The organism is Streptomyces lasiicapitis (assembly GCF_014646335.1).
GTDB lineage: Bacteria > Actinomycetota > Actinomycetes > Streptomycetales > Streptomycetaceae > Streptomyces > Streptomyces lasiicapitis.
Genome location: NZ_BMNG01000014.1, coordinates 224,080 through 247,740, shown reverse-complemented (window position 1 = coordinate 247,740; position 23,661 = coordinate 224,080). Strand labels below are relative to the sequence as shown.

Sequence of the window (23,661 nt, the reverse complement as noted above, 5' to 3'; positions counted from 1 at the left end):
ATACGCGTATAGAAATTGGCTATACGCGTAAAGAAACTGGACGGGCCGGGGCCCCGCAGGCCGCGGGCCCACGCCCCACGAGCAGGGGGCCGCCCTCGCGCGGGCGGACGACGGGACAATGAGCACGTGGCAGCACGAGCGAAGGACGAAGAACCCGGCACGGCCGGGGAGAAGGAAACCGATCAGCCCCAGAAGCGCCGCGTCGGCCGCCCCCGGCGCATCGACCCGGAGGCGATCGTCGACGTGGCGCGGCGCATCCTCCAGGAGGAGGGCGTCGCGGCGCTCAGCATGCGCCGCGTCGCCAAGGAGATCGGCGCGACGCCCATGGCGCTGTACCACCATGTGCGCGACAAGGACGAGCTGTTGATGCTCACCCTGGCCGGGACGGCCGCCACGCTGCCGCGCCCCGAACTGCCCGAAGAGCCGCGCGACCGGCTGCTCGCCGTGTCCCTGCACATGCACGGCATCCTGCTGCGGCTGCCCTGGGTGGTGGAGGTGCTGAGCCTCGGCGACCTCAGCGACAAGGGCGCGATGTGGATGGTCGACGAGATCATCGGCGCGGGCGAGGCCTGCGGGCTCTCCCCCGACCAGGCCGTGCACGCCTACCGCACCGTCTGGCACTGCGTGTACGGCGACCTCGCCTTCCGGAACGCGATGACCCGCCGCGCCGAAGAGCCCGACCGCAAGCGGTACTTCCCCGACATGCTCACGGAAGCGGACACCGCCGAGCTCCCCCACGTCGCCCCGCTGACCCCCCGCTGGGCGGAGCTCAGGGACGCCTACGACTTCGCCGACCAGCTGAGCGCGGTGGTGGACGGCCTGCTCGCGCGGGCCGCGGGACCCGGCCGCCCGACGCGGTCGCACCCGCAAGCGGATACGCCGTAGACAACGCGGCCGACCACCGGCTACACGTACGGACGGGATCCGCGTGCAGACGGAAACCGGAAAAACAGAATCCAGAAAACGGGGGGCACGCATGGCCGTATGGGGTCAGGGCGGGGCAGGGGCAGGACAGGGCATACCGGGGCGCGTCGCACCACGCGACGCACCGGCGCTGCAGTGGACCGGCGCGGCCGTCCTGCTGTACGCGCTCGTGGCGACGGTCTGGATCGGGTACGAGGCCAAGGAGGCCACCGACGGGCCGTCCACCAGCTACACCCGCTACTCCGGGTACTCCTTCAAGGCCCTGTACGACCCACGGGAGTCCCTCACGCTGGTGGCGCAGACCCACCACGACTGGGCGTTCCTCGCGGCCGCCCTCGTCGTCGGCGCCCTCGCGCTCGGGCGGCGCCGGGTGGCGCGCGGGGGCCTCGCGCTGCTCGCCGCGCTCCTGATCTGCCTGGGCCTGCGGGAAGTGATCGGCCTCATGGCCTCGGACGAGTACGGCGACCTCATCACCGAAATCGGCTACGGCAAGGCCCTGCTCACCTTCCGGTTCACGGGCATCGCCCTGGGCTGCGCGATCTGGGCGGCCGTCGCCCGCACCCGCGGCCCGGCGCACGCCACCCCGCCACCGATGGCCGCCCCGGCGTACCCGCCGCGGTCCCCGTACGCGGACGCCCCGCCGCCGCCCGCGTACGCCCCGTACGGCGACCTCTACACCCCACCGCCCGTCGCGGGCCGCCGCGCACGGCCGGCCTTCGTGGTGTCCGGTGTGGCTCTGCTGCTGAGCGGCGCGATCGAGGTGGGCTGGCTGATCTACACCCTCACCCGGGACCACATCTACTTCATCGGCAGCGGACAGGACTCCGACGGGGGCGACTTCCTCCGGGCGGCGGTCGACGCCTCACGCGGCATCCCGCTCCCCCAGGCCTTCTACGCCCTGTTCCTGGTGGCCGCGCCCCTGCTCATCGGCGCCCTGCTGCTCGCCGGGCGCCCGGCGGCCCGCGGCGCCGCGCTCGCGCTCGCGCTCGCCTCGATCTACTTCGACGTGCGCACCCTGGTCCCGGCCTTCGACGACGGCTTCGACATGTACTGGGACTCGACGGTCGGGACGCTCAGCATCCTGACGCCGTTCGCCACCATCCCGCTCCAGCTCGTCGTGGTGATCGCGCTCCTCATGACGCCCGAGGACCGGCCGCTTCCGGGGGCGTACGGGGATCAGCCCTCGCCCTGGGGCTCGAACCGCCACCGGTGAGGCGGCCGGGACACCAAATCGCCCGGCGGATCGGCCAGTTCGGGCAGGTCCGCGTCGTACGCCGCGTCCCACCACGTGATCACGAGGACGCGGTCCTGCGGGGCGGTGAAGGTCTCCCGGCGCAGGGGCGCGGGCACCAGCTTCTGGTCCCGCGCCCACGCGAGCAGCTCGGGCCCCCGGCCCTCGGTGGCCCGCGCCTCCCACATCAACGCGACGCTCATGAGTAGAGGTTGTCCTTGCTGACCTCGTGCACGTGGTCGTGATCGTGAGCGTGGGCACCATGCGCCCCCGGCACATGCGGCTCCGTCACCGGCAACGAAGAATCCGCCGAAAGCCCCAGGTCCGACGCCGCCCGGTTGCGGGCCACCATCTCCGCCCCGAGCGCGGCCACCATCGCCCCGTTGTCCGTGCACAGCTTGGGCCGGGGCACGCGCAGCCGGATCCCGGCCTTCTCGCACCGCTCCTGCGCGAGCGCCCGCAGCCGGGTGTTCGCGGCCACTCCGCCGCCGATCATCAGGTGGTCCACGCCCTCGTCCTTGCAGGCGCGCACCGCCTTGCGGGTCAGCACGTCCACCACGGCCTCCTGGAACGACGCCGCCACGTCCCGCACCGGCACGTCCTCGCCCGCCGCCCGCTTCGCCTCGATCCAGCGCGCCACCGACGTCTTGAGCCCGGAGAAGGAGAAGTCGTACGCCGCGTCGCGCGGGCCCGTCAGACCGCGCGGGAAGGCGATCGCGGCCGGGTCGCCCTCGCGGGCGTAGCGGTCGATGACCGGGCCGCCGGGGAAGCCCAGGTTCAGCACGCGGGCGATCTTGTCGAAGGCCTCCCCCGCCGCGTCGTCGATCGTCGCCCCGAGGGGCCGCACGTCCGAGGTGATGTCGGTGGAAAGGAGCAGCGAGGAGTGGCCGCCGGACACGAGCAGGGCCATCGTCGGCTCCGGCAGCGCCCCGTGCTCCAGCTGGTCCACGCAGATGTGCGAGGCCAGGTGGTTCACGCCGTACAGCGGCTTGCCGAGCGCGTACGCGTACGCCTTCGCGGCCGAGACGCCGACGAGCAGGGCGCCCGCGAGGCCGGGGCCCGCGGTGACGGCGATGCCGTCGAGGTCCTTCGCGCTCACCCCGGCGTCCTTCAGGGCGCGCTGGATGGTCGGGACCATCGCCTCCAGGTGGGCGCGGGACGCCACCTCCGGCACCACGCCGCCGAAGCGGGCGTGCTCGTCGACGCTGGACGCGACCGCGTCCGCGAGGAGCGTCGTGCCGCGGACGACGCCCACTCCCGTCTCGTCGCAGGAGGTCTCGATGCCGAGGACGAGGGGCTCGTCACGGGTGTCAGCCATGGATCTCGGTTCCTTGTACGCCGTTCAGCGGGCCAGGTTCCGCCTGGCCGTCGGTCGTCGCGGGGTCGGGGGTGTCGTCGGGGGCGCCGTTCACGGACCGGCCCGGTATGGCGGAGGGGTCGGACAGGCGCATCACCAGGGCGTCCACGTTGCCGGGCTGGTAGTAGCCGCGGCGGAAGCCGATCGGCTCGAAGCCGAAGCGCTCGTACAGCTTCTGGGCCCGCTCGTTGTCCACGCGGACCTCCAGCATCACCTCGGTGGCCTCGAAAGCCGTGGCGTACCGCAGCAGCTCGGTGAGCAGCCGGGCGCCGAGGCCGGTGCCCCAGTGGTCGCGGGCGACCGCGATGGTCTGCACGTCGGCGGCCACCGCCGCGCCGCCGTCCGAGTCGGTGCCCGCGACCGCGAGCCCGCCGTATCCGACGAGCCGGTCGCCTTCGTACGCCACCAGATAGCGGCGCGTGGAGCCGGCCCCGCGCGCGTGCGCGAGCTCGGACCAGAACATGCCGCGCGACCAGGCGTCGTCCGGGAAGAGCTCCTTCTCCAGGGCGAGCACGGGGTCGATGTCCCACCAGCGCATCTCGCGCAGCGCGGCGCCGTGGGGCTGTTTCCCAGAGGGCTCAGCGGGCTCGGGGGGCACGGTGGTCACTGGGGCGTGACCACCTTGTAGTTCTTGGGGACCTGCGCGTCCGGGCGGCGCAGGTAGAGCGGGCGGGGTTCGAGGAGTTCCTCGCCCGCGGCCAGCTTCTCCGCGGCGAGGGACGCGAGCGCGGCGGCCGTGACGTGCTCGGGGCCGCGCGTGTCCGGGAACGTGTCCGGGTACAGCGCCGCGCCCGCGCCGACGGCAGGCAGGCCCGCGACCTGCTCCGCGATGTCCGCGGGCCGGTCCACGGCGGGACCGCTCACCCGCGTACGCGGGTCTTCGTACCGCGCCCAGTAGACCTCCTTGCGGCGCGCGTCCGTCGCGACGACGAACGGGCCGCCCTCGATGCCGGACGCGTACGCCAGGCCGTCCAGCGTGCACACCCCGTGCACCGGGACGCCGAGGGCGAGGCCGAAGGTGTCGGCGGTCATCAGGCCGACGCGCAGCCCGGTGTACGGGCCGGGGCCGACGCCCGCGACGACGGCCGTGACCGCGTCGAGCCTCAGGCCCGCGTCGGCGAGCACGCGGTCGACGGCGGGGAGCAGCAGCTCGCCGTGGCGGCGGGCGTCGACCTGGCTCGATGCGGCGATGACGGACGTGCCGTCGTGCAGAGCGACGGTCACTGCGGGGGTGGCGGTATCCAGAGCGAGCAAGAGCACGCAAACAGCCTACGGCTCCGGCGCACGGCGCACGGCCGCCCCGGGCAGGGGCACGCCTGCTGCTACCGTCACCCCATAGCCGTACGTAGGAGAGGTGGCGCAGTGTCCAGGAGCAGCTCGGGATTCGTGGCCGGGCTCACCGCGGCGGCGCTCGCCGCGGTCGGCTTCCTCGCCTACCAGGCCTCCGCCAGCGCCCCGGACGACCTGAACGCCAGCCCGGACAAGTCCCCGACGGTGCCGTCGAGCTCCCCCAAGGACAAGAACCCGCTGAAGCTGCCCGCCGCCTCCGGCAAGGGCAAGCGCGTCGTGTACTCCCTGGCCGGCGACCGGGTGTGGCTGGTCGGCGACTCCGGCAAGGTGAAGCGGACCTATCGGGTGACGCCGAGCACTGTGGACCCGGTGCCGGGTTCGTACGCCGTCAACTCGCGTACGGGGCAGGTCATAGGGTCGGACGGGGTGCTGATCGAGCACGTCGTGCGGTTCACGTCGGTCAACGGCATAGCGGTCGGGTTCAGCGCGGCGCTCAACGGCTCGACGTCGAAGCCGGATCCGGCGAAGAAGACGGGCGGCATCCGCTCGTCCCGCGCGGACGGCAACGCCATGTGGGACTTCGCGCTGCGGGACACGAAGGTCGTCGTCATCAAGTAGGGCGCCGACCGAGCCCCTGCTGACCCATCCGCCTGACTCATCTGCTTACGCGGCATCGCGCCGCCGCTCGTCCGCGCGCGCTGCCGCGGGGTGCTCCGGCGCCGCGGGCGGCGTGGACACCGCGCTCGCGGCGGCGCAGGACGCCAGCAGATCGCTCATCGAGCAGCCGGACGAAGTGGCCGAGGCGGATGGCCGCGCCGCATGCCCGCGCGGCTGAGTCTGCGCATCACGTTCTGAAGCCGGCATGGACGCCTCCTGGGGCTCCGGGGGCAGACATGGTTAGGTAGACCTAACCAAGACCTGGTATCCATGTGACCACGGGCGACGCTCGCCGCGCAACATCTTGCCGACGGCTTGTCGGAAAGTTCGGGCGAACCGACGAGAACGCGCCGGACCCCTCAGGCAGACAGAACCGTCAGGTCCGCCCCCGCCCAGCGCCCGCCGAGCCCGCGCAGGGTCACCTCGCGTACCTCGTCCGTGGTATCACCGACGGCCCGGTGGATGACGACGTGCAGCCGGTCGTCGGAGAGGTCCTCGACCTTGCCGTCGCCCCACTCGACTACGACCACGGAGTCCGGCAGGGACACGTCGAGGTCCAGGTCCTCCATCTCGTCGAGCCCGCCGCCCAGGCGGTACGCGTCCACGTGGACCAGGGGCGGACCGTCGCCGAGGGAGGGGTGGACGCGGGCGATGACGAAGGTCGGCGAGGTGACGGCGCCGCGCACGCCGAGGCCCTCACCGAGGCCCCGGGTCAGTGTCGTCTTGCCCGCGCCGAGCTCGCCGGTGAGCATGACGAGGTCGCCGGGGCGCAGGATCTTGGCCAGGCGGCGGCCCAACTCGCCCATCTGCTGCGGCGAGTTGACGGTGAGCTGGAGGGAGACGGCGGGGGCCGGGCTGTGCGGTGCTTCCATGACGGCCACGTTAGCCGCTCGACGTGCGCGCTCCGTCCGCCTCCGGCATGGCGCCCGCGCGGACAAGAAGGTCCGCGATGCGGTCGGTGACGGCCTCCGGGTGCTCCAGCATGACCAGGTGCCCGGCGTCGGGGACGAGCACCAGCTCGGCGTCGGGGAGCAGGTCCGCGATGGCCTCGCTGTGCTCACTCGGGGTGACGAGGTCCTTGTCGCCCGCGAGGACGAGTACGGGAAGACCCGCGAAGTGGACGAGGGCCTCGGCCTTGTCGTGCTCGGCGAACGCCGGGTAGAACTCGGCGACCACGTCGATGGGCGTGGACTCGATCAGGCGCTCGGCGAACCGGGCGATCGCCGGGTCGACGTCCCGGGAGGCGAACGAGTAGCGCTTGATGATGCCCGCGAACAGGTCGGCGGTGGCCCGCCGCCCCTTCTCCACCAGGTCGGCCTGGGAGCCGAGGGCCTTCAGGACGCCGGGCAGGACGCGCCGGATGGCGTTCATCCCGGCCACGGGAAGCCCGAAGCTGACTTCCCCGAGCTTCCCGGAGGACGTACCGACGAGAACGACCCCGACAACCCGCTCCCGAATGAGCTCGGGGAACTGATCGGCGAGAGCCATGGTCGTCATGCCGCCCATCGAGTGGCCGACGAGCACCAGCGGGCCCTCGGGCGCGGCGGCGTCGATGACGGCCTTCAGGTCGCGGCCGAGCTGGTCGATGGAGACCGGCTTGCCGTCGTGGAGCTGGCCCATGCCGCGGCCCGAGCGGCCGTGGCTGCGCTGGTCCCAGTAGACGCCGCGCACCACGCCCCGCAGGGCGGCCCGCTGGAAGTGCCAGGAGTCCTGGCTGAGGCAGTAGCCGTGGCTGAAGACGACGGTGACGGGGGCGGGTGCCTTGCGCCCGAAGAGCCGGCGCTTGCGCGGCGACTGCGGTCCGTCGGCCGCGCCCGGCTCCACCTCGTCGACCTCGTACGCGATCACCGTGCCGTCGTCCGCGTAGGCCTTGCCGGGCATGCCGCGCAGCGAGCCGTAGGGGCCCGAGGCGTCGAGGGCGAGGCGGGCCTTCTTGCGCATGCCGCGTCCGACGGTCATGCGCTCGATGGCGACGCCCGCGGCCGCGCCGGCGGCGATGACTCCTATGGCGGCGCCCGCGAGACCGGCCCGCCGCCAGGTGCTGCCCGCCGAACCGGCCACTTCGGCCACCACCTCCGCGGCGGCCGCCCCCGTGCTGCCCTCGCCCACGTACCCGCTCCTCTGCTAGTCGTCGGTCCCGCCCGGCGTCAGTCGCCGCTGCCGGTCGACCCCTCGTTCACATAGACGCGCGGAACGCGTGAACCGATGCGGGTCACGATCTCGTACGCGATGGTGCCCGCCGCGCGGGCCCAGTCCTCGGCGGTGGGCTCGCCGCGGTCGCCGGGGCCGAAGAGCACGGCCTCCGATCCGGCAGGGGGCTCGTCGCCGCCCAGGTCGACGACGAACTGGTCCATGGCGATGCGCCCGGCGACGGTACGCCACTTGCCGTCGACCAGGACAGGGCCGGAGCCGGAGGCGTGCCGGGGGATGCCGTCGCCGTACCCGGCGGGAACGAGGCCCAGTGTCGTGGCGCCCGGGGTGGTGTAGTGATGCCCATAACTCACGCCGTGCCCGGCCGGGGCGTGCTTCACGGAGGCCAGGGCGGCGGCGACGGTCATGACGGGGCGCAGGCCGAAGTCCTGCGGGGTGCCGATCTCGGGGCTGGGCGAGACGCCGTACATGGCGATGCCGGGCCGGACGAGGTCGAGGTGGGTGTCCGGCAGGGTCAGCGTGGCCGGAGAGTTGGCGATGTGCCGCACTTCAGGACGTATCCCACGCCCCTCCGCATACGCCACCATCTCCCGAAAAACATCCATCTGCCCCTGGATGGACGGATGTCCGGGCTCATCGGCACAAGCAAAGTGGGACCACAACCCAGTGACCGTGACCAGGCCGTTCTCCTGCGCACGCAACGCCTCCCCCACCAGCTCGGGCCAGTCGTCGGGCATGCAGCCGTTGCGGCCGAGGCCGGTGTCGGCCTTGAGCTGTACGCGGGCGACGCGTCCTGCGGCGCGGGCGGCGGCGGTGACCTCGCGCAGGGCCCACATGCCGCTCACCGTCACGTCCACGTCGGCCTCGACGGCTTCGCGCCAGGGCCCGCCCGGGGTCCACAGCCAGCACATCACGCGTCCGCCGATGCCGGCCGCGCGCAGCGCGAGAGCCTCTTCCGGGGTGGCGGTGCCCACCCAGGTCGCGCCCGCCTCCACGGCGGCGCGGGCGCACGGGATCATCCCGTGGCCGTAGCCGTCCGCCTTCACCACGGCCATGAAGGCCGCGTGGGGCGCGCGGGCGCGCAGCGCGCGCACGTTCGCCCGCAGGGCGTCGAGGTCGATCTCCGCGCGAACGCGCGGCAACACAGTCTCAGTCATCGCCCCCAAGTCTCTCAGAGCCGAACACGAGCCGGCCCCTGGCCTTGAGCGGCACCCGCCCCGACCTACCCCCGCACGTCCCGCCAAGCCAGCGGCACCGCGTCCGCGACATCCTGTGCTCCCACCGGCGCCCCCTCGGCAGCGAGCCGCGCGGCGAGCCCGTGCAGGAACGCGGCCACCGAGCCGGCGTCCCGCGCCCCAAGGCCCGCAGCCAGCAGCGACCCGGCGAGCCCCGAGAGCACGTCCCCGCTCCCGGCCGTGGCCAGCCACGAAGTCCCCGTCGGGTTCACGCGCACGGCACCCCCACCCGGCGCGGCGATCAACGTGGTCGACCCCTTGAGCAGCACGGTCGCCCCGTACCGCGCGGCCAACTCCCGCACGGCGTCCAGCCGAGCCGCCTCCACCTCGGCCCGGGACACCCCGAGCAGCGCGGCCGCCTCCCCGGCGTGCGGAGTGAGCAGCGTGGGCGCGGTACGCGCGCGCACGGCGGCGTGGTCGACGAGCCGCAGCCCGTCGGCGTCGATGAGCACGGGCACCTCGGCGTCCACGACGTCACGCAGCCGAGCCGCGTCGTCCCCGAGCCCCGGCCCGGCGACCCAGGCCTGCACGCGCCCGGCCTTGGCGGGCGGCCCGTCGAAGACCAGGGCCTCCGGGAAGCGGGCGATGACGGCGTCGGCGGCGGGCCCCACGTACCGGACGGCCCCGGCGCCCCCGCGCAGCGCGCCGGCGACGGCGAGCACGGCGGCCCCCGGGTAGCGGGCGGACCCGGCGACGATGCCGACGACACCGCGCCGGTACTTGTCGCTCTCGGCGGTGGGCACGGGCAGCAGCCGGTCGACGTCGACGTACTGAAGGGCTTCCAAGTCACGGTCGTACGCGGCGAGTTCGGCGTCGAGCCCGATGTCGACGAGCCGCACGGCGCCGGCGTGCTCGCGGGCGGGGTCGATGAGCAGGCCGGGCTTGTACGCACCGAAGGTGACGGTGGCGTCGGCGCGCACGGCGTCCCCGCGCACCTGCCCGGTGTCGGCGTCCACGCCGCTGGGCAGGTCGACGGAGACGATCAGCGCACCGGATTCCTGGGCGGCACGCACGAGCCGCCCGGCGAGGGGCCGCAGCCCGCCCGTGCCCCCGATCCCGACGATCCCGTCGACGACGAGCTGAGCCCGCCCCACAACGGCGAGCGCACCCTCGGCAACGTCCCCCACCGAACCGGAGCCGAACCCCGCAGCACCGGACCCCGCACCACGACCAGAACCAGAACCCGCACCACCGGAATCCGCATCACCACCGCCCCCGGCCCCGGCCCCGGACCGGCCCTCACCCCCCACCACAGCGTCAACAACCCGCCCCCCAGCCCCCCGCAAAGCCGCAAGCCCACCCCCGTGCACCCGCCCGGGATCCAGCAGCACCGCGGTCACCCCGGCCCCGCGCCGAGCGAGCCGCGCCCCGGCGTACAACGCGTCACCCCCGTTGTCCCCGCTCCCGACGAGAAGCACGACCCGCGCCCCGTACACCCTCCCGAGCAACTGCCCGCAGGCCACGGCGAGCCCGGCGGCGGCCCGCTGCATCAGGGCGCCCTCCGGCACACGGGCCATCAGCGCGCGCTCGGCGCCCCGGACACTCTCCACGCAGTACGCAGTACGCATCCCCCAAGTCTCGCGCACACGCCCCCACGAGGCACCACGGCCTCACCCGCACCCGACCGCCGCCGCTCCTACCCCTCAGCGATGACCACCGCGGAAGCCACCCCCGCGTCATGGCTCATCGACACATGCCACCCCCGCACCCCCAACGCCTCGGCCCGCGCGGCCACCGTCCCCGAGACCCGCAGGCGCGGCTGCCCGCTCTCCTCGACGTACACCTCCGCGTCGATCCAGCGCAGTCCGGCGGGGGCGCCGAGGGCCTTGGCGAGGGCCTCCTTGGCGGCGAAGCGGGCGGCGAGCGATGCGATCCCGCGCGGGTCCCCGTCGGGCAGGAACAACTCCCGCTCGACGAAGATGCGTTCGCGCATGCCGGGCCGCCGCTCCAGCGACAGCGCGAACCGATCGATCTCGGCCACGTCGATACCCACCCCAATAATCACAAGCTCACTCCACCGTCACCGACTTGGCCAAATTCCGAGGCTGATCCACCTCATTGCCCCGAGCCACAGCCAGTTCACAGGCGAAGACCTGCAACGGCACAGTGGCCACCAGCGGCTGAAGCAGCGTAGGCGTAACCGGAACCCACACCACATGATCGGCGTACGGAACGACCGTCTCGTCGCCCTCCTCCGCGATCACGATCGTGCGGGCGCCGCGGGCCCGGATCTCCTGGATGTTGGAGACGATCTTGTCGTGGAGGACGGAGCGGCCGCGCGGCGAGGGCACCACGACGACGACCGGGAGCCCGTCCTCGACCAGCGCGATGGGCCCGTGCTTCAGCTCCCCGGCGGCGAACCCCTCCGCGTGCATGTATGCGAGCTCCTTGAGCTTCAGGGCGCCTTCGAGGGCGACGGGGTACCCCACGTGCCGCCCGAGGAAGAGCACGGTCCCGGCGCCGGCGAGGGACCGGGCGAGCTCCCGCACGGGCTCCATGTCCGCGAGGACCCGCTCCACGGCCCCGGCGATGTCGGCCAGGTCCCGCACCACGCCGAGGACTTCGTCGCCCCACTTGGTGCCGCGGACCTGGCCCAGGTAGAGGGCGACCAGATAGCAGGCCACGAGCTGCGTCAGGAACGCCTTGGTGGAGGCGACGGCGACCTCGGGACCGGCGTGCGTGTACAGCACGGCGTCCGACTCGCGCGGAATCGTGGAGCCGTTGGTGTTGCAGATGGCGAGGACGCGGGAGCCCTGCTCGCGGGCGTGCCGCAGCGCCATCAGGGTGTCCATGGTCTCGCCGGACTGCGAGACGGTGACGACGAGGGTGCGGGCGTCCAGGATCGGGTCGCGGTAGCGGAACTCGCTGGCCAGCTCCACCTCGCAGGGAACGCGGGTCCAGTGCTCGATGGCGTACTTGGCGATGAGCCCCGCGTGGAACGCGGTCCCGCAGGCGACCACCACGACCTTGTCGACCTCGCGCAGCTCGGCGGCGGGGATGCGCAGTTCGTCGAGGATCAGCTCGCCGTCGGCGCCGATCCGGCCGAGCAGCGTGTCCGCGACGGCGCGCGGCTGCTCGGCGATCTCCTTGTGCATGAAGGAGGCGTGCCCGCCCTTCTCTGCGGCGGCCGCGTCCCAGTCGACGCGGTAGTGGCGTACGTCGGCGGGCCGCCCGTCGAAGTCGGTCACCACGACCTCGTCCCGCCGGACCTCGACGACCTGGTCCTGCCCGAGCTCGATGGCCGAGCGCGTGTGCGCGATGAACGCGGCCACGTCGGAGGCGAGGAACGCCTCGCCCTCCCCCACGCCCACCACGAGCGGCGAGTTGCGGCGCGCCCCCACGACCACGTCCGGCGCGTCCGCGTGCACCGCGACCAGCGTGAACGCGCCCTTCAGCCGCCGGCACACGAGCCGCATGGCCTCGGCGAGGTCCGCGCAGCCGGAGAACTCCTCGGCCAGCAGATGCGCGACGACCTCGGTGTCCGTCTCGGAACTCAGCACGTGCCCGCGCCCGGCCAGCTCCGCCCGCAGCTCCGCGAAGTTCTCGATGATGCCGTTGTGTACGACGGCGACGCGCCCCGCGTTGTCGAGGTGCGGGTGGGCGTTGGCGTCCGTGGGGCCGCCGTGGGTGGCCCAGCGGGTGTGCCCGATGCCGGTGGCGCCCGCCGGGAGCGGCTGGTCGACCAGGGCCTTCTCCAGGTTGACGAGCTTGCCGGACTTCTTGGCGGCGGCGATCCCGCCGTCGGCGATGACGGCCGCTCCGGCCGAGTCGTATCCCCGGTACTCCAGGCGTCGCAGCCCGGCAAGCACCACTTCGAGCGCCGACTGCGAGCCGACGTATCCGACGATTCCGCACATAACGGGAAGCGTACGTCCGTGTGCGCCCAAGGTGACGCACCCCACCCGCCCTCCTGTTCAAACAGCCGTAACAATGGACTGTGATCTCTTCGGTCTCAGCGCCAGCGAAGGCGCCACGGGGCGTCCACCGGCACAAGCCGGAGGCGACCCCCTACGTCGACCTCACCCGTTCCGAGTGGAGCGCGCTGCGCGAGAAGACGCCGCTCCCCCTGACCGCCGCCGAGGTCGAGAAGCTGCGCGGCCTCGGCGACGTCATCGACCTCGACGAGGTCCGTGACATCTATCTGCCGCTGTCCCGCCTCCTGAACCTGTACGTCGGCGCGACCGACGGACTGCGCGGCGCGCTCAACACCTTCCTCGGCGACACCGCCGAGAAGGCCGCGCAGTCCGGCACGCCCTTCGTCATAGGAGTCGCGGGCTCGGTGGCCGTCGGCAAGTCCACGGTCGCCCGCCTCCTGCAGGCCCTGCTGTCCCGCTGGCCCGAGCACCCGCGCGTGGAGCTGGTCACCACCGACGGCTTCCTGCTGCCCACCAAGGAGCTCCAGGCCCGCGGCCTGATGTCGCGCAAGGGCTTCCCGGAGTCGTACGACAGAAGGGCGCTCACGCGCTTCGTCGCGGACATCAAGGCCGGAAAGGACGAGGTTACGGCCCCCGTCTACTCCCACCTGATCTACGACATCGTGCCCGGCCAGCGCCTCACGGTCCGCCGCCCCGACATCCTCATCGTCGAGGGCCTGAACGTCCTGCAGCCCGCCCTGCCCGGCAAGGACGGCCGCACCCGCGTGGGTCTCGCGGACTACTTCGACTTCAGTGTGTACGTGGACGCGCGCCCCGAGGACATCGAGCGCTGGTACCTGAACCGCTTCCGCAAGCTGCGCGCGACGGCCTTCCAGAACCCGTCCTCGTACTTCCGCAAGTACACCCAGGTCTCCGAGGAGGAGGCCCTGGACTACGCCCGCACGACCTGGCGGACCATCAACAAGGTGAACCTGCTTGAGAACGTGGCCCCCACCCGCGGCCGCGCCACCCTCGTCGTCCGCAAGGGCCCCGACCACAAGGTGCAGCGCCTGAGCCTGCGCAAGCTCTGAGGGGCCCGTCAGGGCCGCGTTAGGGTGCGGGCATGCTGCATCTGCGCCTGATCACCCCGGCCGACAAGACCGATGACGTGGTGCGCGTGATCGAGAGGACGGTCGGCACCACCCATCTCGCGGTGGTGCCGGGCGCGGCCCGCAACCCGTCGGGCGACATCGTCATGTGCGACGTCGCCCGGGAGGCGGGCGACGAACTGATCGACCAGCTGCGCACCCTGGAGATCCACAAGTACGGCTCGATCGCCCTGGAGAACATCGACCTGTCGCTGTCCCTGCGGGCCGACAAGGCCGAGGACGAGGCACCGGGCGAGGGCGCCGACGCGGTCCTGTGGGAGCACCTGACGGACGCCACGCACGAGGAGTCCACGCTCTCCATCACGTACGTCGCCTTCATCACGCTCGCCACGATGATCGCCGCGTGCGGTGTGGTCCTCGACAACGCGATCCTGATCGTGGGCGCGATGGCGGTGGGCCCGGAGTTCGGGCCGCTCGCGGGCTTCTGCACGGCGCTGGTGCAGCGCGCCCCGCGGCTGGCGCTGCGTTCGCTGATCGCGCTGCTCGTGGGCTTCGCGGTGGCGATGCTGGTGACGGTGGGCTTCAGCTACTTCATGGACGCGGTCGACCTCTTCGACGGCGAAGCGCTGGACGCCGCGCGCCCCAACACCAACTTCATCTACCGGCCCGACTGGTTCTCCTTCGTCGTGGCCGTCCTCGCGGGCGCCGCGGGCACGCTCTCGCTGACGTCCGCGAAATCGGGGGCCCTGGTGGGCGTCGCGATCTCGGTGACGACGGTCCCGGCGGCGGCGAACGCCGCGGTCGCCTTCAGCTACGGCAAGTACAACCAGGCCTGGGGCTCCACCGAGCAACTGCTGTTGAACCTGCTCGGCATCGTCCTCGCCGGCACGCTCACGCTGCTCGCCCAGAAGCTGCTCTGGGCGGGGCAGCGCGAGCGCGCCGCGAGGAAACGCGAACTGGCCTAGCCCAGCGCGGACTTCACCACGTCGGCGAGGCGCCCGGCAACGGAGCGGGCCTGCTCGATGTCGGCGGCCTCGACCATGACGCGCACCAGCGGCTCGGTGCCGGAGGAGCGCAGGAGCACGCGGCCGGTGGCGCCCAGCTCCCGCTCGGCGTCGGCGACGGCGGCACCCAGCTCGGCGGAGGTCTTCACCCGGGACTTGTCGACGTCGGGGACGTTGATGAGGACCTGCGGCAGGCGCTCCATGACGGCGGCGAGCTCGGCGAGGTTCCGGCCGGTCTCGGCGACGCGGGCGGCGAGCAGCAGACCGGTGAGGGTGCCGTCGCCGGTGGTGGCGTGGTCCAGGACGATGACGTGTCCGGACTGCTCGCCGCCGAGGGCGTAGCCGTGCTCCTTCATCGACTCCAGGACGTACCGGTCGCCGACGGCGGTCTGCACGAGGGAGAGGCCCTCGCGCTCCATGGCGAGCTTGAAGCCCAGGTTCGACATGACGGTCGCGACAACGGTGTCCTGGCGCAGCACGCCGCGCTCGCGCATCGCGAGGGCGAGGACGGCGAGGATCTGGTCGCCGTCGACCTCGGCGCCGGTGTGGTCCACGGCCAGGCAGCGGTCGGCGTCGCCGTCGTGCGCGATGCCGAGGTCGGCGCCGTGCTCGACGACGGCGGCCTTCAGCAGGTCGAGGTGCGTGGACCCGCAGCCGTCGTTGATGTTGAGGCCGTCCGGCTCGGCGCCGATCGTGATGATCTCCGCGCCGGCCCGCGCGAACGCCTCGGGCGAGACCCGGGCGGCGGCGCCGTGCGCCTCGTCCAGGACGACCTTGACGCCGTCGAGGCGGTTGGGGAGGACGCCGATGAGGTGCGCGACGTACTGGTCGAGGCCTTCGTCGTACGTCGTGACGCGGCCGACGCCCGCGCCCGTGGGGCGCTGCCAGGGAGCGCCGGTGCGGTGCTCCTCGTACACGGACTCGATGCGGTCTTCCAGGACGTCGGCGAGTTTGTGGCCGCCGCGGGCGAAGAACTTGATGCCGTTGTCGGGCATCGCGTTGTGGCTGGCGGAGAGCATCACGCCGAGGTCGGCGCCCAGCGCACCGGTGAGATGCGCCACCGCGGGGGTGGGCAGCACACCGACGCGCAGGACGTCCACGCCCGCGCTGGCGAGGCCCGCGACGACCGCGGCCTCAAGGAACTCCCCGGACGCCCGCGGATCTCGTCCGACCACCGCCGTCGGGCGATGGCCTTCGAAGGTGCCCGCTTCGGCGAGCACGTGCGCCGCGGCGACCGAGAGCCCGAGCGCGAGCTCGGCCGTCAGATCCGCGTTGGCGACACCGCGCACACCGTCCGTGCCGAAGAGTCGTCCCACTGCTGTCCTCCGAACATTGAGTGCCGGCTGGTCCTGCGGACGCGGTGATGTCTGGCGGCTCCACCGCGCGGCCTTGGCCGCCCAGCCTGTCGAACTTCTACCCCAGATCATGGGGTGCCGATAAACGAACGCCCCGGCAGCACACAGGGTGCCGCCGGGGCGTTCGGGAAGTACTAGCAGGCAGCGGTGTTTAGCGCTTGCTGTACTGCGGGGCCTTGCGGGCCTTCTTGAGACCGGCCTTCTTGCGCTCGACCGCACGGTCGTCGCGCTTGAGGTAACCGGCCTTCTTGAGGGCGCCACGGTTGTTGTCGACGTCGGCCTCGTTCAGCGCACGGGCGACACCGAGACGGAGCGCACCGGCCTGACCGGAGACGCCGCCACCCGAGATGCGGGCGATGACGTCGTAGCGGTTGTCGAGCTCGAGCACCTTGAAGGGCTCGTTGACTTCCTGCTGGTGGACCTTGTTCGGGAAGTAGTCCTCGAGCGTGCGCCCGTTGACCTTCCACTTGCCGGTGCCCGGGACGATCCGGACGCGGGCGATGGCGTTCTTGCGACGGCCCAGGCCGGCGGCCGGCTGCGGGTCGCCGAAGCGCGCGGCGTTGGACTCCGAGGTGTACTCGCCCTCCACGGGCGCGTCCGACTCGGTGGTGTACGACTCGATGTCGATGTTTTCGGCGTTCTCGTCGAGCGGCTGCTCAGCGGTGGTCTCGGCCACGATGCTCCTCAGATTCTTTTTCGTCTTAGGGGGTGGCCGGAACTACTGCGCGACCTGGGTGATCTCGAACGGGACCGGCTGCTGAGCGCCGTGCGGGTGCTGGTCGCCCGCGTAGACCTTCAGCTTCGAGAGCATCTGACGGCCGAGGGTGTTCTTGGGGAGCATGCCCTTGACGGCCTTCTCGACGGCCTTCTCGGGGTTCTTCTCGAGGAGCTCGTCGTAGCGGACCGAACGGAGGCCGCCCGGGTAGCCAGAGTGGCGGTAGGCCATCTTCTGGGTCTTCTTGTTGCCGGACAGGTGCACCTTGTCGGCGTTGATGATGATGACGAAGTCACCGGTGTCAACGTGGGGCGCGTAGATCGGCTTGTGCTTGCCGCGCAGGATGCTGGCGGCAGTGGTCGCGAGACGGCCGAGGACGATGTCCTGGGCGTCGATCACGTGCCACTGGCGAGTGACATCGCCGGGCTTAGGGCTGTACGTACGCACTTCGTAGCCTTCGCTTCTTCAGTGGATGGGTTCCAGACACACGAATCCTCTGAAGCGATCATGCAGCTGGGGCTCACAAAGGCCGGGACGATGCCCGTATGCGAGCCACTGGTAACTGCTCCAGGGAACTTGCGTAAGGGCCCATCGCGTGAGAACGACCAAGCCAATACGCATAACGAACTGGAAGAATACCCGCCGTGCCCCGTACGGGTCAAAACGGGGCCCCCGCCTTGGCGAACAGGCACCGTTTCCCGCCTCAATCACACCCCGTACACCGGGGCTGCCCCCTCCCCACCACCCGCCCCACTCAGCCCGTCCGGCGTTTGAGGACGAGGCCGTCCAGGCCGATAAGCGGGGGCCCAGGGGGCGGCAGCCCCCTGGTTACGGGAAGGGGCGGGACTGGGGAGCCCCCGGCAGGGACCACTCCCCCGCCACAGAAGCGCCAGCCGACGGCGCCGGCACAGACGCCGGCCCGACAGGCCCGCCACGGCGCCCGACGGCGGCACACCACCAGAACACCACCCCCGCAAGCACGCACAACGTGAACGCGTCCTTGAAGGCCCGCCGCGGCAGCACCTCCACCCCCACCCACACAAACCCCGGCACCTGCGGCACCAGCGCCACCCAGAACCACGGCCCTCGCACCACGGACGACGCCCGAAGCGCCCCCGCGAGCAGCAACGGCAGCACGACCAGCAGATAGTGGTCGTACGAAGGCCGGGACACGAGAAACGCGGCCAGCATCAACGCAGCCGCGGTCTCGACGACCCGCCCGGCCTCAGGCCCCCCGGCCGACGGGACCTCCGCCCCCACCCAAGGCCCAGGGGCCCGCCACCTCCGCCACGCACACCACACCCCCACCACACCCCCCACCACAGAAACCAGCGACGCCACCACGGCAGGGACCCCCACCCGAGGCAGCACAGCCGCAGGCGACGCCTCGTACAGCCGCACGAACCGATCCTCCCCGCGCAGCAGAAACGGCAGCGTCCGCGTGAAGAAGGCCCCGGGATCCGGCAGCACCAGCGCAGCGAGCACCGACACCACCACTGGCACCAGAACCGCCACCCCCAGCGCCCGCCACTTCCGCGCGAACACGAAAAGCAGCAGCACCGGCACAAGCAGCGGCTTGACCGCGACGGCGGCCCCGATCACCGCCCCGGCGACCACCCACCGCCCCCGGCACACGCACAGCAACGCCACCGGCAGCGCCACCGCCGAAGCCACCGTCCAGTTCCCCAGCTCAACAAGGTGGACGAAGGGCGCGAACCCGAGGACGAGCCCGAGCAGACCGAGCACAGCGAACCGGCTCCGCAGGGCCACGCCGTGGATCCGCAGCGCACAGGCCCACCCACAGGCCAGCGCCCCCACCACCCCCACCGGTACGAGCACCCGCCCCACCTGCGGAAACATCGCCTGCGGCACCGCCGCGAGCACGGCCCCCGGCAGATAGAGGAAGTGCCGGTCGGCGTACGGGGACCGCCCGTCGAGCCACGCGTCGGCCGCCCGCACGACGATCGCGTTGTCCATCCCGCCGTCCGGCACCCGGTACGCGATCCGCAGCGCCGCCGCCCCGAGGACGACCCCGAGCACGGCCCACGCCTGCCACCCGGCGGGCCGCACCAGCCACCCGGCAAGACCAGAAAAGCCGCCACTGCCTGATTTGCCCGAATCCATGCCGATCAGGCTAGGCCGAGATCGCCCCCCGACCCCGGCTCAACATCCCCACCGCCCCGTCTAAGATGCGGCCCATGAGCTTTGGGCAAGGGGGACCCCAGTGGGGTCCGGGGGGCTCGCAGACCCCCGACTGGGCGGCGCTCGCCGAAGCGTCCGAGACACGTGCCCGCCGCCGCAAGTGGCTGCTGATCGGCGGCGGCGCACTCGCCACGATCGGCGTCGCCGCAGCCGTCGCCATCGCGGTCGTCTCCGCGAACAGCGACGACGCCTCGGCCTCCAACAAGCCCGCCGGCGAGCTGCCCACCAGCGCGGACATCCCAGGCGCCAGCAAGGACCCGGCGCCGTCCTTCGAGGCGACCACTCCCCCGCCCCCGCCGGACCCGAAGGACTACATCTCCAGCGCCAAGAAGGACAAGGCCCCGCTCGGCCCGGAGTCCCTCTTCCCGGGCACGAAGCTGACCTCCGGGGAGCGCGTCTACAAGAAGGGCGCGACGGCGAGCACCAAGAAGTGCGCCTCCGTCGCCCAACCGGTTCTGGCCAACATCCTGACGAAGAACAAGTGCACCGAGGTGCTGCGCGCCACCTACGCCCGCAAGGGCATCGCGGTCACCGTCGGCGTCGCCGTCTTCGACACCGAGGCGCAGGCCACCAAGGCCAAGAAGCAGGCGGACAAGGGCCTCATCACCTCCCTGCCCGGCAAGGGCGTGTCCGGTTTCTGCCGCACGACGGTCTGCCGCGGCACGTACAACGCCTACGGCCGCTACGCGTACTTCACGACGACCGGCTTCCTCAGCGGCAAGGACGTCACGACGAAGGACCGGGGCGCGTACGAGGTCGGCGACGACCTCGCCCGCTTCACGTTCCACCAGATCAACCGCCGGGGCGAGGCCCAGGCGTCGGCGGCGGCCAACAACCCGGAGTAGCAGCCCCGCCCGCGGCCGCGGGAGCCCGGCCGGAGCCTCAGCAGCCCCCGCCGGAGGCGCTCAGCAGCACCCGGACGCCCCGGAGGAAACCCCGGGCAGCGTCCGCTTGTTGCGCGCCTCCACGCTGCGCGCCGCGAGCAGCTCGTCGGCCGGATAGCCGACCTCCTCGAGCGTCAGCCCGTGCGGCCGCACCACGTGCACGGCCGAGTCCCGCACGCCGGCGGCGAGCACCTTGCCCGGCCAGTCCGGCGGCCGGTGCCCGTCCCCCACGAACAGCATCGCCCCGACCAACGACCGCACCATGTTGTGGCAGAAGGCGTCCGCCTTCACGGTCGCCTCCAGAATCCCGTCGGGCCGCCGCTCCCAGCGCAGCTCCTGCAGCGTACGAATGGTCGTGGCGCCCTCGCGCCGCTTGCAGTACGCGGCGAAGTCGTGCTCCCCGAGCAGCGCCTCGGCGGCGGTGTTCATGGCGTCGAGGTCCAGCGTCCAGTCGTGCCACAGCACGTGCCCGCGCAGCAGCGGGTCGACGCCGCCGGGGTGGTCGGTCACGCGGTACGCGTACCGCCGCCAGATCGCCGCGAACCGCGCGTTGAACCCGGCGGGCGCCTCCTCGGCCTTCCACACCCGCACATCGTGCGGCAGCCGTCCGGCGAGCCGCCGCACCAGCTTGTCCCGGTGCTCGGCCCACACGCCCTCCGGCAGGTCGACGTGCGCGACCTGTCCCCTGGCGTGCACCCCGCTGTCGGTCCGCCCGGCCACGGTCAGCTCGTACGTCTCCCGCGACCGCGTCACCGTACGCAACGCGTCCTCGATCTCGCCCTGGACGGTCCGCTGGCCCTGGCGCTGCTTGGCCCAGCCGGAGAAGTCCCTGCCGTCGTAGCTCAGATCGAGCCGCACCCGGACGAACCCGGGCTCCACTTGCTCACTCACACCGCAATCCTCTCAGGCATACGAAAGCGGGCCCGCCCCGAAGGGGGCGGACCCGCTCAAACGCTAGGCAGAGCCTCAGGCGTCCTTGGACTCCTCAGCGGGAGCCTCGACGGCCTCGTCGGACTTGGCCTCGGTCTTCTCGACCGGAGCGTCGTCCTTCTTCAGGGCGTCTTCCTTGACGGCACGCTTGGTGGCCGCCTCGGCCTCACCGGTGGCCGCCTGGGCCACGGTCAGGGCCTCCACCAGCTCGATGACGGCCATGGGCGCGTTGTCGCCACGGCGGTTACCGATCTTGGTGATGCGGGTGTAGCCACCCGGGCGGTTCTCGTAGCGCGGGCCGATCTCGGTGAAGAGCGTGTGGACGATGCTCTTGTCGGAGATGACCTGGAGGACCTGACGGCGGTTGTGAAGGTCGCCCTTCTTCGCCTTGGTGACCAGACGCTCCGCGTAGGGACGCAGACGACGGGCCTTGGCCTCGGTGGTGGTGATGCGGCCGTGCTCGAAGAGATCCTTGGCGAGGTTCGCCAGCATCAGCTTCTCGTGCGCGGCACTGCCGCCCATACGGGCACCCTTGGCAGGCTTCGGCATGGTGTTTCTCCTAGTGATCTGCCCCGGCCGTATCAGGTACCGGGGTCAGCGGTACCCGCGCCCCGTAAGGGGCGCGGGGAACTGCGCGACCAGCCACAACGGTCCCGCAGCCAAAATCCGTCCTAAGCGCGGAGCGCCTAGTACTGCTCGGTCTCGACGAAACCGGCGTCCGCGTCGTCGTCGGCGCCGAAGGCGTCGGCCGCAGCGGTCGGGTCGAATCCGGGCGGGCTGTCCTTGAGGGCCAGACCCATCCCGTTGAGCTTCATCTTGACCTCGTCGATGGACTTCGCACCGAAGTTGCGAATGTCGAGGAGGTCGGCCTCGGAGCGAGCGACGAGCTCACCCACGGAGTGGATGCCCTCACGCTTGAGGCAGTTGTACGACCGAACGGTGAGCTCGAGCTCCTCGATCGGCAGCGCCAGATCAGCGGCGAGCGCGGCGTCCGTCGGGGACGGACCCATGTCGATGCCCTCGGCGTCGATGTTGAGCTCGCGGGCCAGACCGAACAGCTCGACCAGCGTCTTACCGGCGGACGCCATGGCGTCACGCGGCCGCATGGCCTGCTTGGTCTCGACGTCGACGATCAGCTTGTCGAAGTCGGTGCGCTGCTCGACACGCGTGGCCTCGACCTTGTACGTGACCTTCAGCACCGGCGAGTAGATCGAGTCGACCGGGATGCGGCCGATCTCCTGGCCGACCTGCTTGTTCTGCACGGCGGAGACGTAGCCGCGACCGCGCTCGACGGTCAGCTCCATCTCCAGCTTGCCCTTGCCGTTGAGCGTGGCGAGGACGAGGTCGGGGTTGTGCACCTCGACACCGGCCGGGGGCGCGATGTCGGCGGCGGTGACCAGACCCGGGCCCTGCTTGCGCAGGTACATCACGACCGGCTCGTCGTGCTCCGAGGAGACGACGAGCTGCTTGATGTTGAGGATGAGGTCGGTGACGTCTTCCTTGACGCCCGGCACGGTGGTGAACTCGTGCAGGACACCGTCGATCCGGATGGACGTGACGGCCGCACCCGGGATCGAGGACAGAAGAGTCCGGCGGAGGGAGTTGCCGAGGGTGTAGCCGAAGCCCGGCTCCAGCGGCTCGATCACGAACCGGGAGCGGAATTCGTCGACGACCTCTTCGGTCAACGAGGGACGCTGAGCAATCAGCATGTTGCGATCCTTCAGTCATGGGCGCCCGCTATTTGACGCCCTACTGCAATGACAAGGGTACGGGCGGTACGGCCCCCGAAGGGTACGTACCGCCCGAATCCTCAAGGCAACCGCACGAGCGGCACCAGGTCAGACGTAGAAATACGTCAGACGCGGCGGCGCTTCGGCGGACGGCAGCCGTTGTGCGGGGTGGGGGTGACGTCCTGGATCGAACCGACCTCGAGGCCCGTGGCCTGGAGGGAGCGGATCGCGGTCTCACGGCCGGAGCCGGGACCCTTGACGAAGACGTCGACCTTGCGCATGCCGTGCTCCTGCGCGCGACGCGCGGCCGACTCGGCGGCCATCTGCGCGGCGAACGGAGTCGACTTGCGCGAGCCCTTGAAGCCGACGTGGCCGGCGGAGGCCCAGGAGATCACGTTGCCCGTGGGGTCCGTGATCGAGACGATCGTGTTGTTGAACGTGCTCTTGATGTGCGCGTGGCCGTGAGCGACGTTCTTCTTTTCCTTGCGGCGCACCTTCTTGGCAGCGCCCTGACGACCCTTGGGGGGCATCTGTATCTCCTACGGGAGGTGGTCGGTCCTGCAGCAACAGCTGTCGATAGACCGCTGAGCGAGGACTACTTCTTGCCCGGCTTCTTCTTACCGGCGATGGCGCGACGCGGGCCCTTGCGGGTGCGGGCGTTGGTGCTGGTGCGCTGACCGCGGACGGGCAGGCCACGGCGGTGACGCAGGCCCTGGTAGCAGCCGATCTCGACCTTGCGGCGGATGTCGGCCTGAATCTCGCGACGGAGGTCACCCTCGGTCTTGACGTTCTGGTCCACGTACTCGCGGATCTTGACCAGGTCCTCTTCGGACAGGTCGCGAACGCGGGTGTTGCGGTCGATACCGGTGGAGTCCAGCGTCTGCTGGGACAGCGTCCGGCCGATGCCGAACACATACGTGAGCGCGACCTCGATGCGCTTGTCGCGCGGGAGGTCAACGCCTTCAACGCGTGCCATTCATGGCTCCTGTTGATACTCGGAGGTCTTCAGCAGAACCGCTCCCAGGTGCCGTAC

General features: G+C 71.6%; 25 protein-coding genes. 6 read left to right on the top strand and 19 right to left on the bottom strand.

What is annotated here, in order from left to right; translation table 11 throughout:
* Positions 1–126: 126 nt before the first annotated feature.
* Together IEY91_RS30070 and IEY91_RS30065 are read left to right on the top strand one after the other, a co-directional pair.
* Positions 127–885: a TetR/AcrR family transcriptional regulator gene (locus tag IEY91_RS30070; protein WP_189176354.1), complete on the top strand. Its 759-nt coding sequence runs from the start codon at positions 127–129 to the stop codon at positions 883–885.
* 91 nt (positions 886–976) lie between these two features.
* A complete protein-coding gene (locus tag IEY91_RS30065; protein WP_189176353.1) occupies positions 977–2,137 on the top strand; it encodes a hypothetical protein in 1,161 nt (386 codons plus the stop codon).
* Here IEY91_RS30065 and IEY91_RS30060 read toward each other — a convergent pair.
* The 4 genes from IEY91_RS30060 to tsaB all read right to left on the bottom strand — a co-directional run bounded on the left by IEY91_RS30060 (position 2,101) and on the right by tsaB (position 4,772).
* A complete protein-coding gene (locus IEY91_RS30060) occupies positions 2,101–2,358 on the bottom strand; it encodes a hypothetical protein (protein ID WP_189176352.1) in 258 nt (85 codons plus the stop codon). The two genes, IEY91_RS30065 and IEY91_RS30060, sit on opposite strands and share 37 nt — an antisense overlap.
* Positions 2,355–3,473 carry a tRNA (adenosine(37)-N6)-threonylcarbamoyltransferase complex transferase subunit TsaD gene (gene tsaD, locus IEY91_RS30055; protein ID WP_164321674.1) on the bottom strand — a complete coding sequence of 373 codons (1,119 nt, stop codon included), beginning with the start codon at positions 3,471–3,473 and terminating at the stop codon, positions 2,355–2,357. The genes IEY91_RS30060 and tsaD overlap by 4 nt, the downstream gene beginning before the upstream one ends.
* Positions 3,466–4,050: a ribosomal protein S18-alanine N-acetyltransferase gene (rimI, locus tag IEY91_RS30050; protein WP_189176399.1), complete on the bottom strand. Its 585-nt coding sequence runs from the start codon at positions 4,048–4,050 to the stop codon at positions 3,466–3,468. Before rimI ends, tsaD begins: the two co-directional genes overlap by 8 nt.
* 65 nt (positions 4,051–4,115) lie before the next feature.
* The gene (tsaB, locus tag IEY91_RS30045; protein WP_189176351.1) at positions 4,116–4,772 is read right to left on the bottom strand and encodes a tRNA (adenosine(37)-N6)-threonylcarbamoyltransferase complex dimerization subunit type 1 TsaB; all 657 of its coding nucleotides are present in this window, start codon (positions 4,770–4,772) and stop codon (positions 4,116–4,118) included.
* 102 nt (positions 4,773–4,874) lie between these two features.
* On the opposite strand from tsaB, the gene IEY91_RS30040 reads away from it, so the two are divergent.
* The gene (locus tag IEY91_RS30040; RefSeq protein WP_189176350.1) at positions 4,875–5,420 is read left to right on the top strand and encodes a hypothetical protein; all 546 of its coding nucleotides are present in this window, start codon (positions 4,875–4,877) and stop codon (positions 5,418–5,420) included.
* 398 nt (positions 5,421–5,818) lie between these two features.
* Here the strand turns inward: IEY91_RS30040 and tsaE are convergent, their stop codons facing one another.
* The 6 genes from tsaE to glmS all read right to left on the bottom strand — a co-directional run bounded on the left by tsaE (position 5,819) and on the right by glmS (position 12,702).
* Complete coding sequence (tsaE, locus tag IEY91_RS30030; protein WP_164321689.1) at positions 5,819–6,331, bottom strand: tRNA (adenosine(37)-N6)-threonylcarbamoyltransferase complex ATPase subunit type 1 TsaE; 513 nt, start codon at positions 6,329–6,331, stop codon at positions 5,819–5,821.
* A 10-nt stretch (positions 6,332–6,341) separates the two neighbouring features.
* Entirely contained in the window at positions 6,342–7,568 is a 1,227-nt protein-coding gene (locus tag IEY91_RS30025) for an alpha/beta fold hydrolase (RefSeq protein ID WP_189176348.1), read from the bottom strand.
* A 38-nt stretch (positions 7,569–7,606) separates the two neighbouring features.
* Entirely contained in the window at positions 7,607–8,767 is a 1,161-nt protein-coding gene (gene alr / locus IEY91_RS30020) for an alanine racemase (protein ID WP_189176347.1), read from the bottom strand.
* A gap of 65 nt (positions 8,768–8,832) precedes the next feature.
* On the bottom strand, positions 8,833–10,413 hold the full coding sequence (locus tag IEY91_RS30015) for an NAD(P)H-hydrate dehydratase (protein WP_189176346.1): 1,581 nt from the start codon (positions 10,411–10,413) through the stop codon (positions 8,833–8,835).
* A 68-nt stretch (positions 10,414–10,481) separates the two neighbouring features.
* A complete protein-coding gene (locus IEY91_RS30010) occupies positions 10,482–10,850 on the bottom strand; it encodes a holo-ACP synthase (protein ID WP_164321698.1) in 369 nt (122 codons plus the stop codon).
* A 4-nt stretch (positions 10,851–10,854) separates the two neighbouring features.
* On the bottom strand, positions 10,855–12,702 hold the full coding sequence (glmS, locus tag IEY91_RS30005) for a glutamine--fructose-6-phosphate transaminase (isomerizing) (RefSeq protein WP_189176345.1): 1,848 nt from the start codon (positions 12,700–12,702) through the stop codon (positions 10,855–10,857).
* Between the two features lie 83 nt (positions 12,703–12,785).
* On the opposite strand from glmS, the gene coaA reads away from it, so the two are divergent.
* Both coaA and IEY91_RS29995 read left to right on the top strand, forming a co-directional pair.
* Positions 12,786–13,790: a type I pantothenate kinase gene (gene coaA / locus IEY91_RS30000; RefSeq protein ID WP_164328274.1), complete on the top strand. Its 1,005-nt coding sequence runs from the start codon at positions 12,786–12,788 to the stop codon at positions 13,788–13,790.
* Positions 13,791–13,822: 32 nt separating this feature from the next.
* Positions 13,823–14,773, top strand: coding sequence for a DUF389 domain-containing protein (locus tag IEY91_RS29995; RefSeq protein ID WP_164321702.1), 951 nt, complete (start codon positions 13,823–13,825; stop codon positions 14,771–14,773).
* Here the strand turns inward: IEY91_RS29995 and glmM are convergent.
* The 4 genes from glmM to IEY91_RS29975 all read right to left on the bottom strand — a co-directional run bounded on the left by glmM (position 14,770) and on the right by IEY91_RS29975 (position 19,006).
* Positions 14,770–16,128 (bottom strand): phosphoglucosamine mutase, encoded by a 1,359-nt coding sequence (gene glmM, locus IEY91_RS29990; RefSeq protein WP_189176344.1) that lies wholly within the window; start codon positions 16,126–16,128, stop codon positions 14,770–14,772. The genes IEY91_RS29995 and glmM overlap by 4 nt on opposite strands.
* Positions 16,129–16,318: 190 nt before the next feature.
* Positions 16,319–16,843, bottom strand: coding sequence for a 30S ribosomal protein S9 (gene rpsI, locus IEY91_RS29985; protein ID WP_164321706.1), 525 nt, complete (start codon positions 16,841–16,843; stop codon positions 16,319–16,321).
* 42 nt (positions 16,844–16,885) lie between these two features.
* Positions 16,886–17,329 (bottom strand): 50S ribosomal protein L13, encoded by a 444-nt coding sequence (gene rplM, locus IEY91_RS29980; protein ID WP_189176343.1) that lies wholly within the window; start codon positions 17,327–17,329, stop codon positions 16,886–16,888.
* A 381-nt stretch (positions 17,330–17,710) separates the two neighbouring features.
* Positions 17,711–19,006: a glycosyltransferase 87 family protein gene (locus IEY91_RS29975; RefSeq protein WP_189176342.1), complete on the bottom strand. Its 1,296-nt coding sequence runs from the start codon at positions 19,004–19,006 to the stop codon at positions 17,711–17,713.
* A gap of 74 nt (positions 19,007–19,080) precedes the next feature.
* Between IEY91_RS29975 and IEY91_RS29970 the strand changes: the two genes are divergently transcribed.
* On the top strand, positions 19,081–19,929 hold the full coding sequence (locus IEY91_RS29970) for a hypothetical protein (RefSeq protein ID WP_164321712.1): 849 nt from the start codon (positions 19,081–19,083) through the stop codon (positions 19,927–19,929).
* Positions 19,930–19,989: 60 nt separating this feature from the next.
* Here the strand turns inward: IEY91_RS29970 and truA are convergent, their stop codons facing one another.
* The 5 genes from truA to rpsM all read right to left on the bottom strand — a co-directional run bounded on the left by truA (position 19,990) and on the right by rpsM (position 23,604).
* Positions 19,990–20,859 (bottom strand): tRNA pseudouridine(38-40) synthase TruA, encoded by an 870-nt coding sequence (gene truA, locus IEY91_RS29965; RefSeq protein ID WP_189176341.1) that lies wholly within the window; start codon positions 20,857–20,859, stop codon positions 19,990–19,992.
* A gap of 75 nt (positions 20,860–20,934) precedes the next feature.
* The gene (gene rplQ / locus IEY91_RS29960) at positions 20,935–21,447 is read right to left on the bottom strand and encodes a 50S ribosomal protein L17 (RefSeq protein WP_164321716.1); all 513 of its coding nucleotides are present in this window, start codon (positions 21,445–21,447) and stop codon (positions 20,935–20,937) included.
* A 137-nt stretch (positions 21,448–21,584) separates the two neighbouring features.
* Positions 21,585–22,607 carry a DNA-directed RNA polymerase subunit alpha gene (locus IEY91_RS29955; protein ID WP_016645160.1) on the bottom strand — a complete coding sequence of 341 codons (1,023 nt, stop codon included), beginning with the start codon at positions 22,605–22,607 and terminating at the stop codon, positions 21,585–21,587.
* 146 nt (positions 22,608–22,753) lie between these two features.
* Complete coding sequence (rpsK, locus tag IEY91_RS29950; RefSeq protein ID WP_003948617.1) at positions 22,754–23,158, bottom strand: 30S ribosomal protein S11; 405 nt, start codon at positions 23,156–23,158, stop codon at positions 22,754–22,756.
* Between the two features lie 65 nt (positions 23,159–23,223).
* Positions 23,224–23,604, bottom strand: coding sequence for a 30S ribosomal protein S13 (rpsM, locus tag IEY91_RS29945; RefSeq protein ID WP_164321718.1), 381 nt, complete (start codon positions 23,602–23,604; stop codon positions 23,224–23,226).
* Positions 23,605–23,661: the final 57 nt, after the last annotated feature.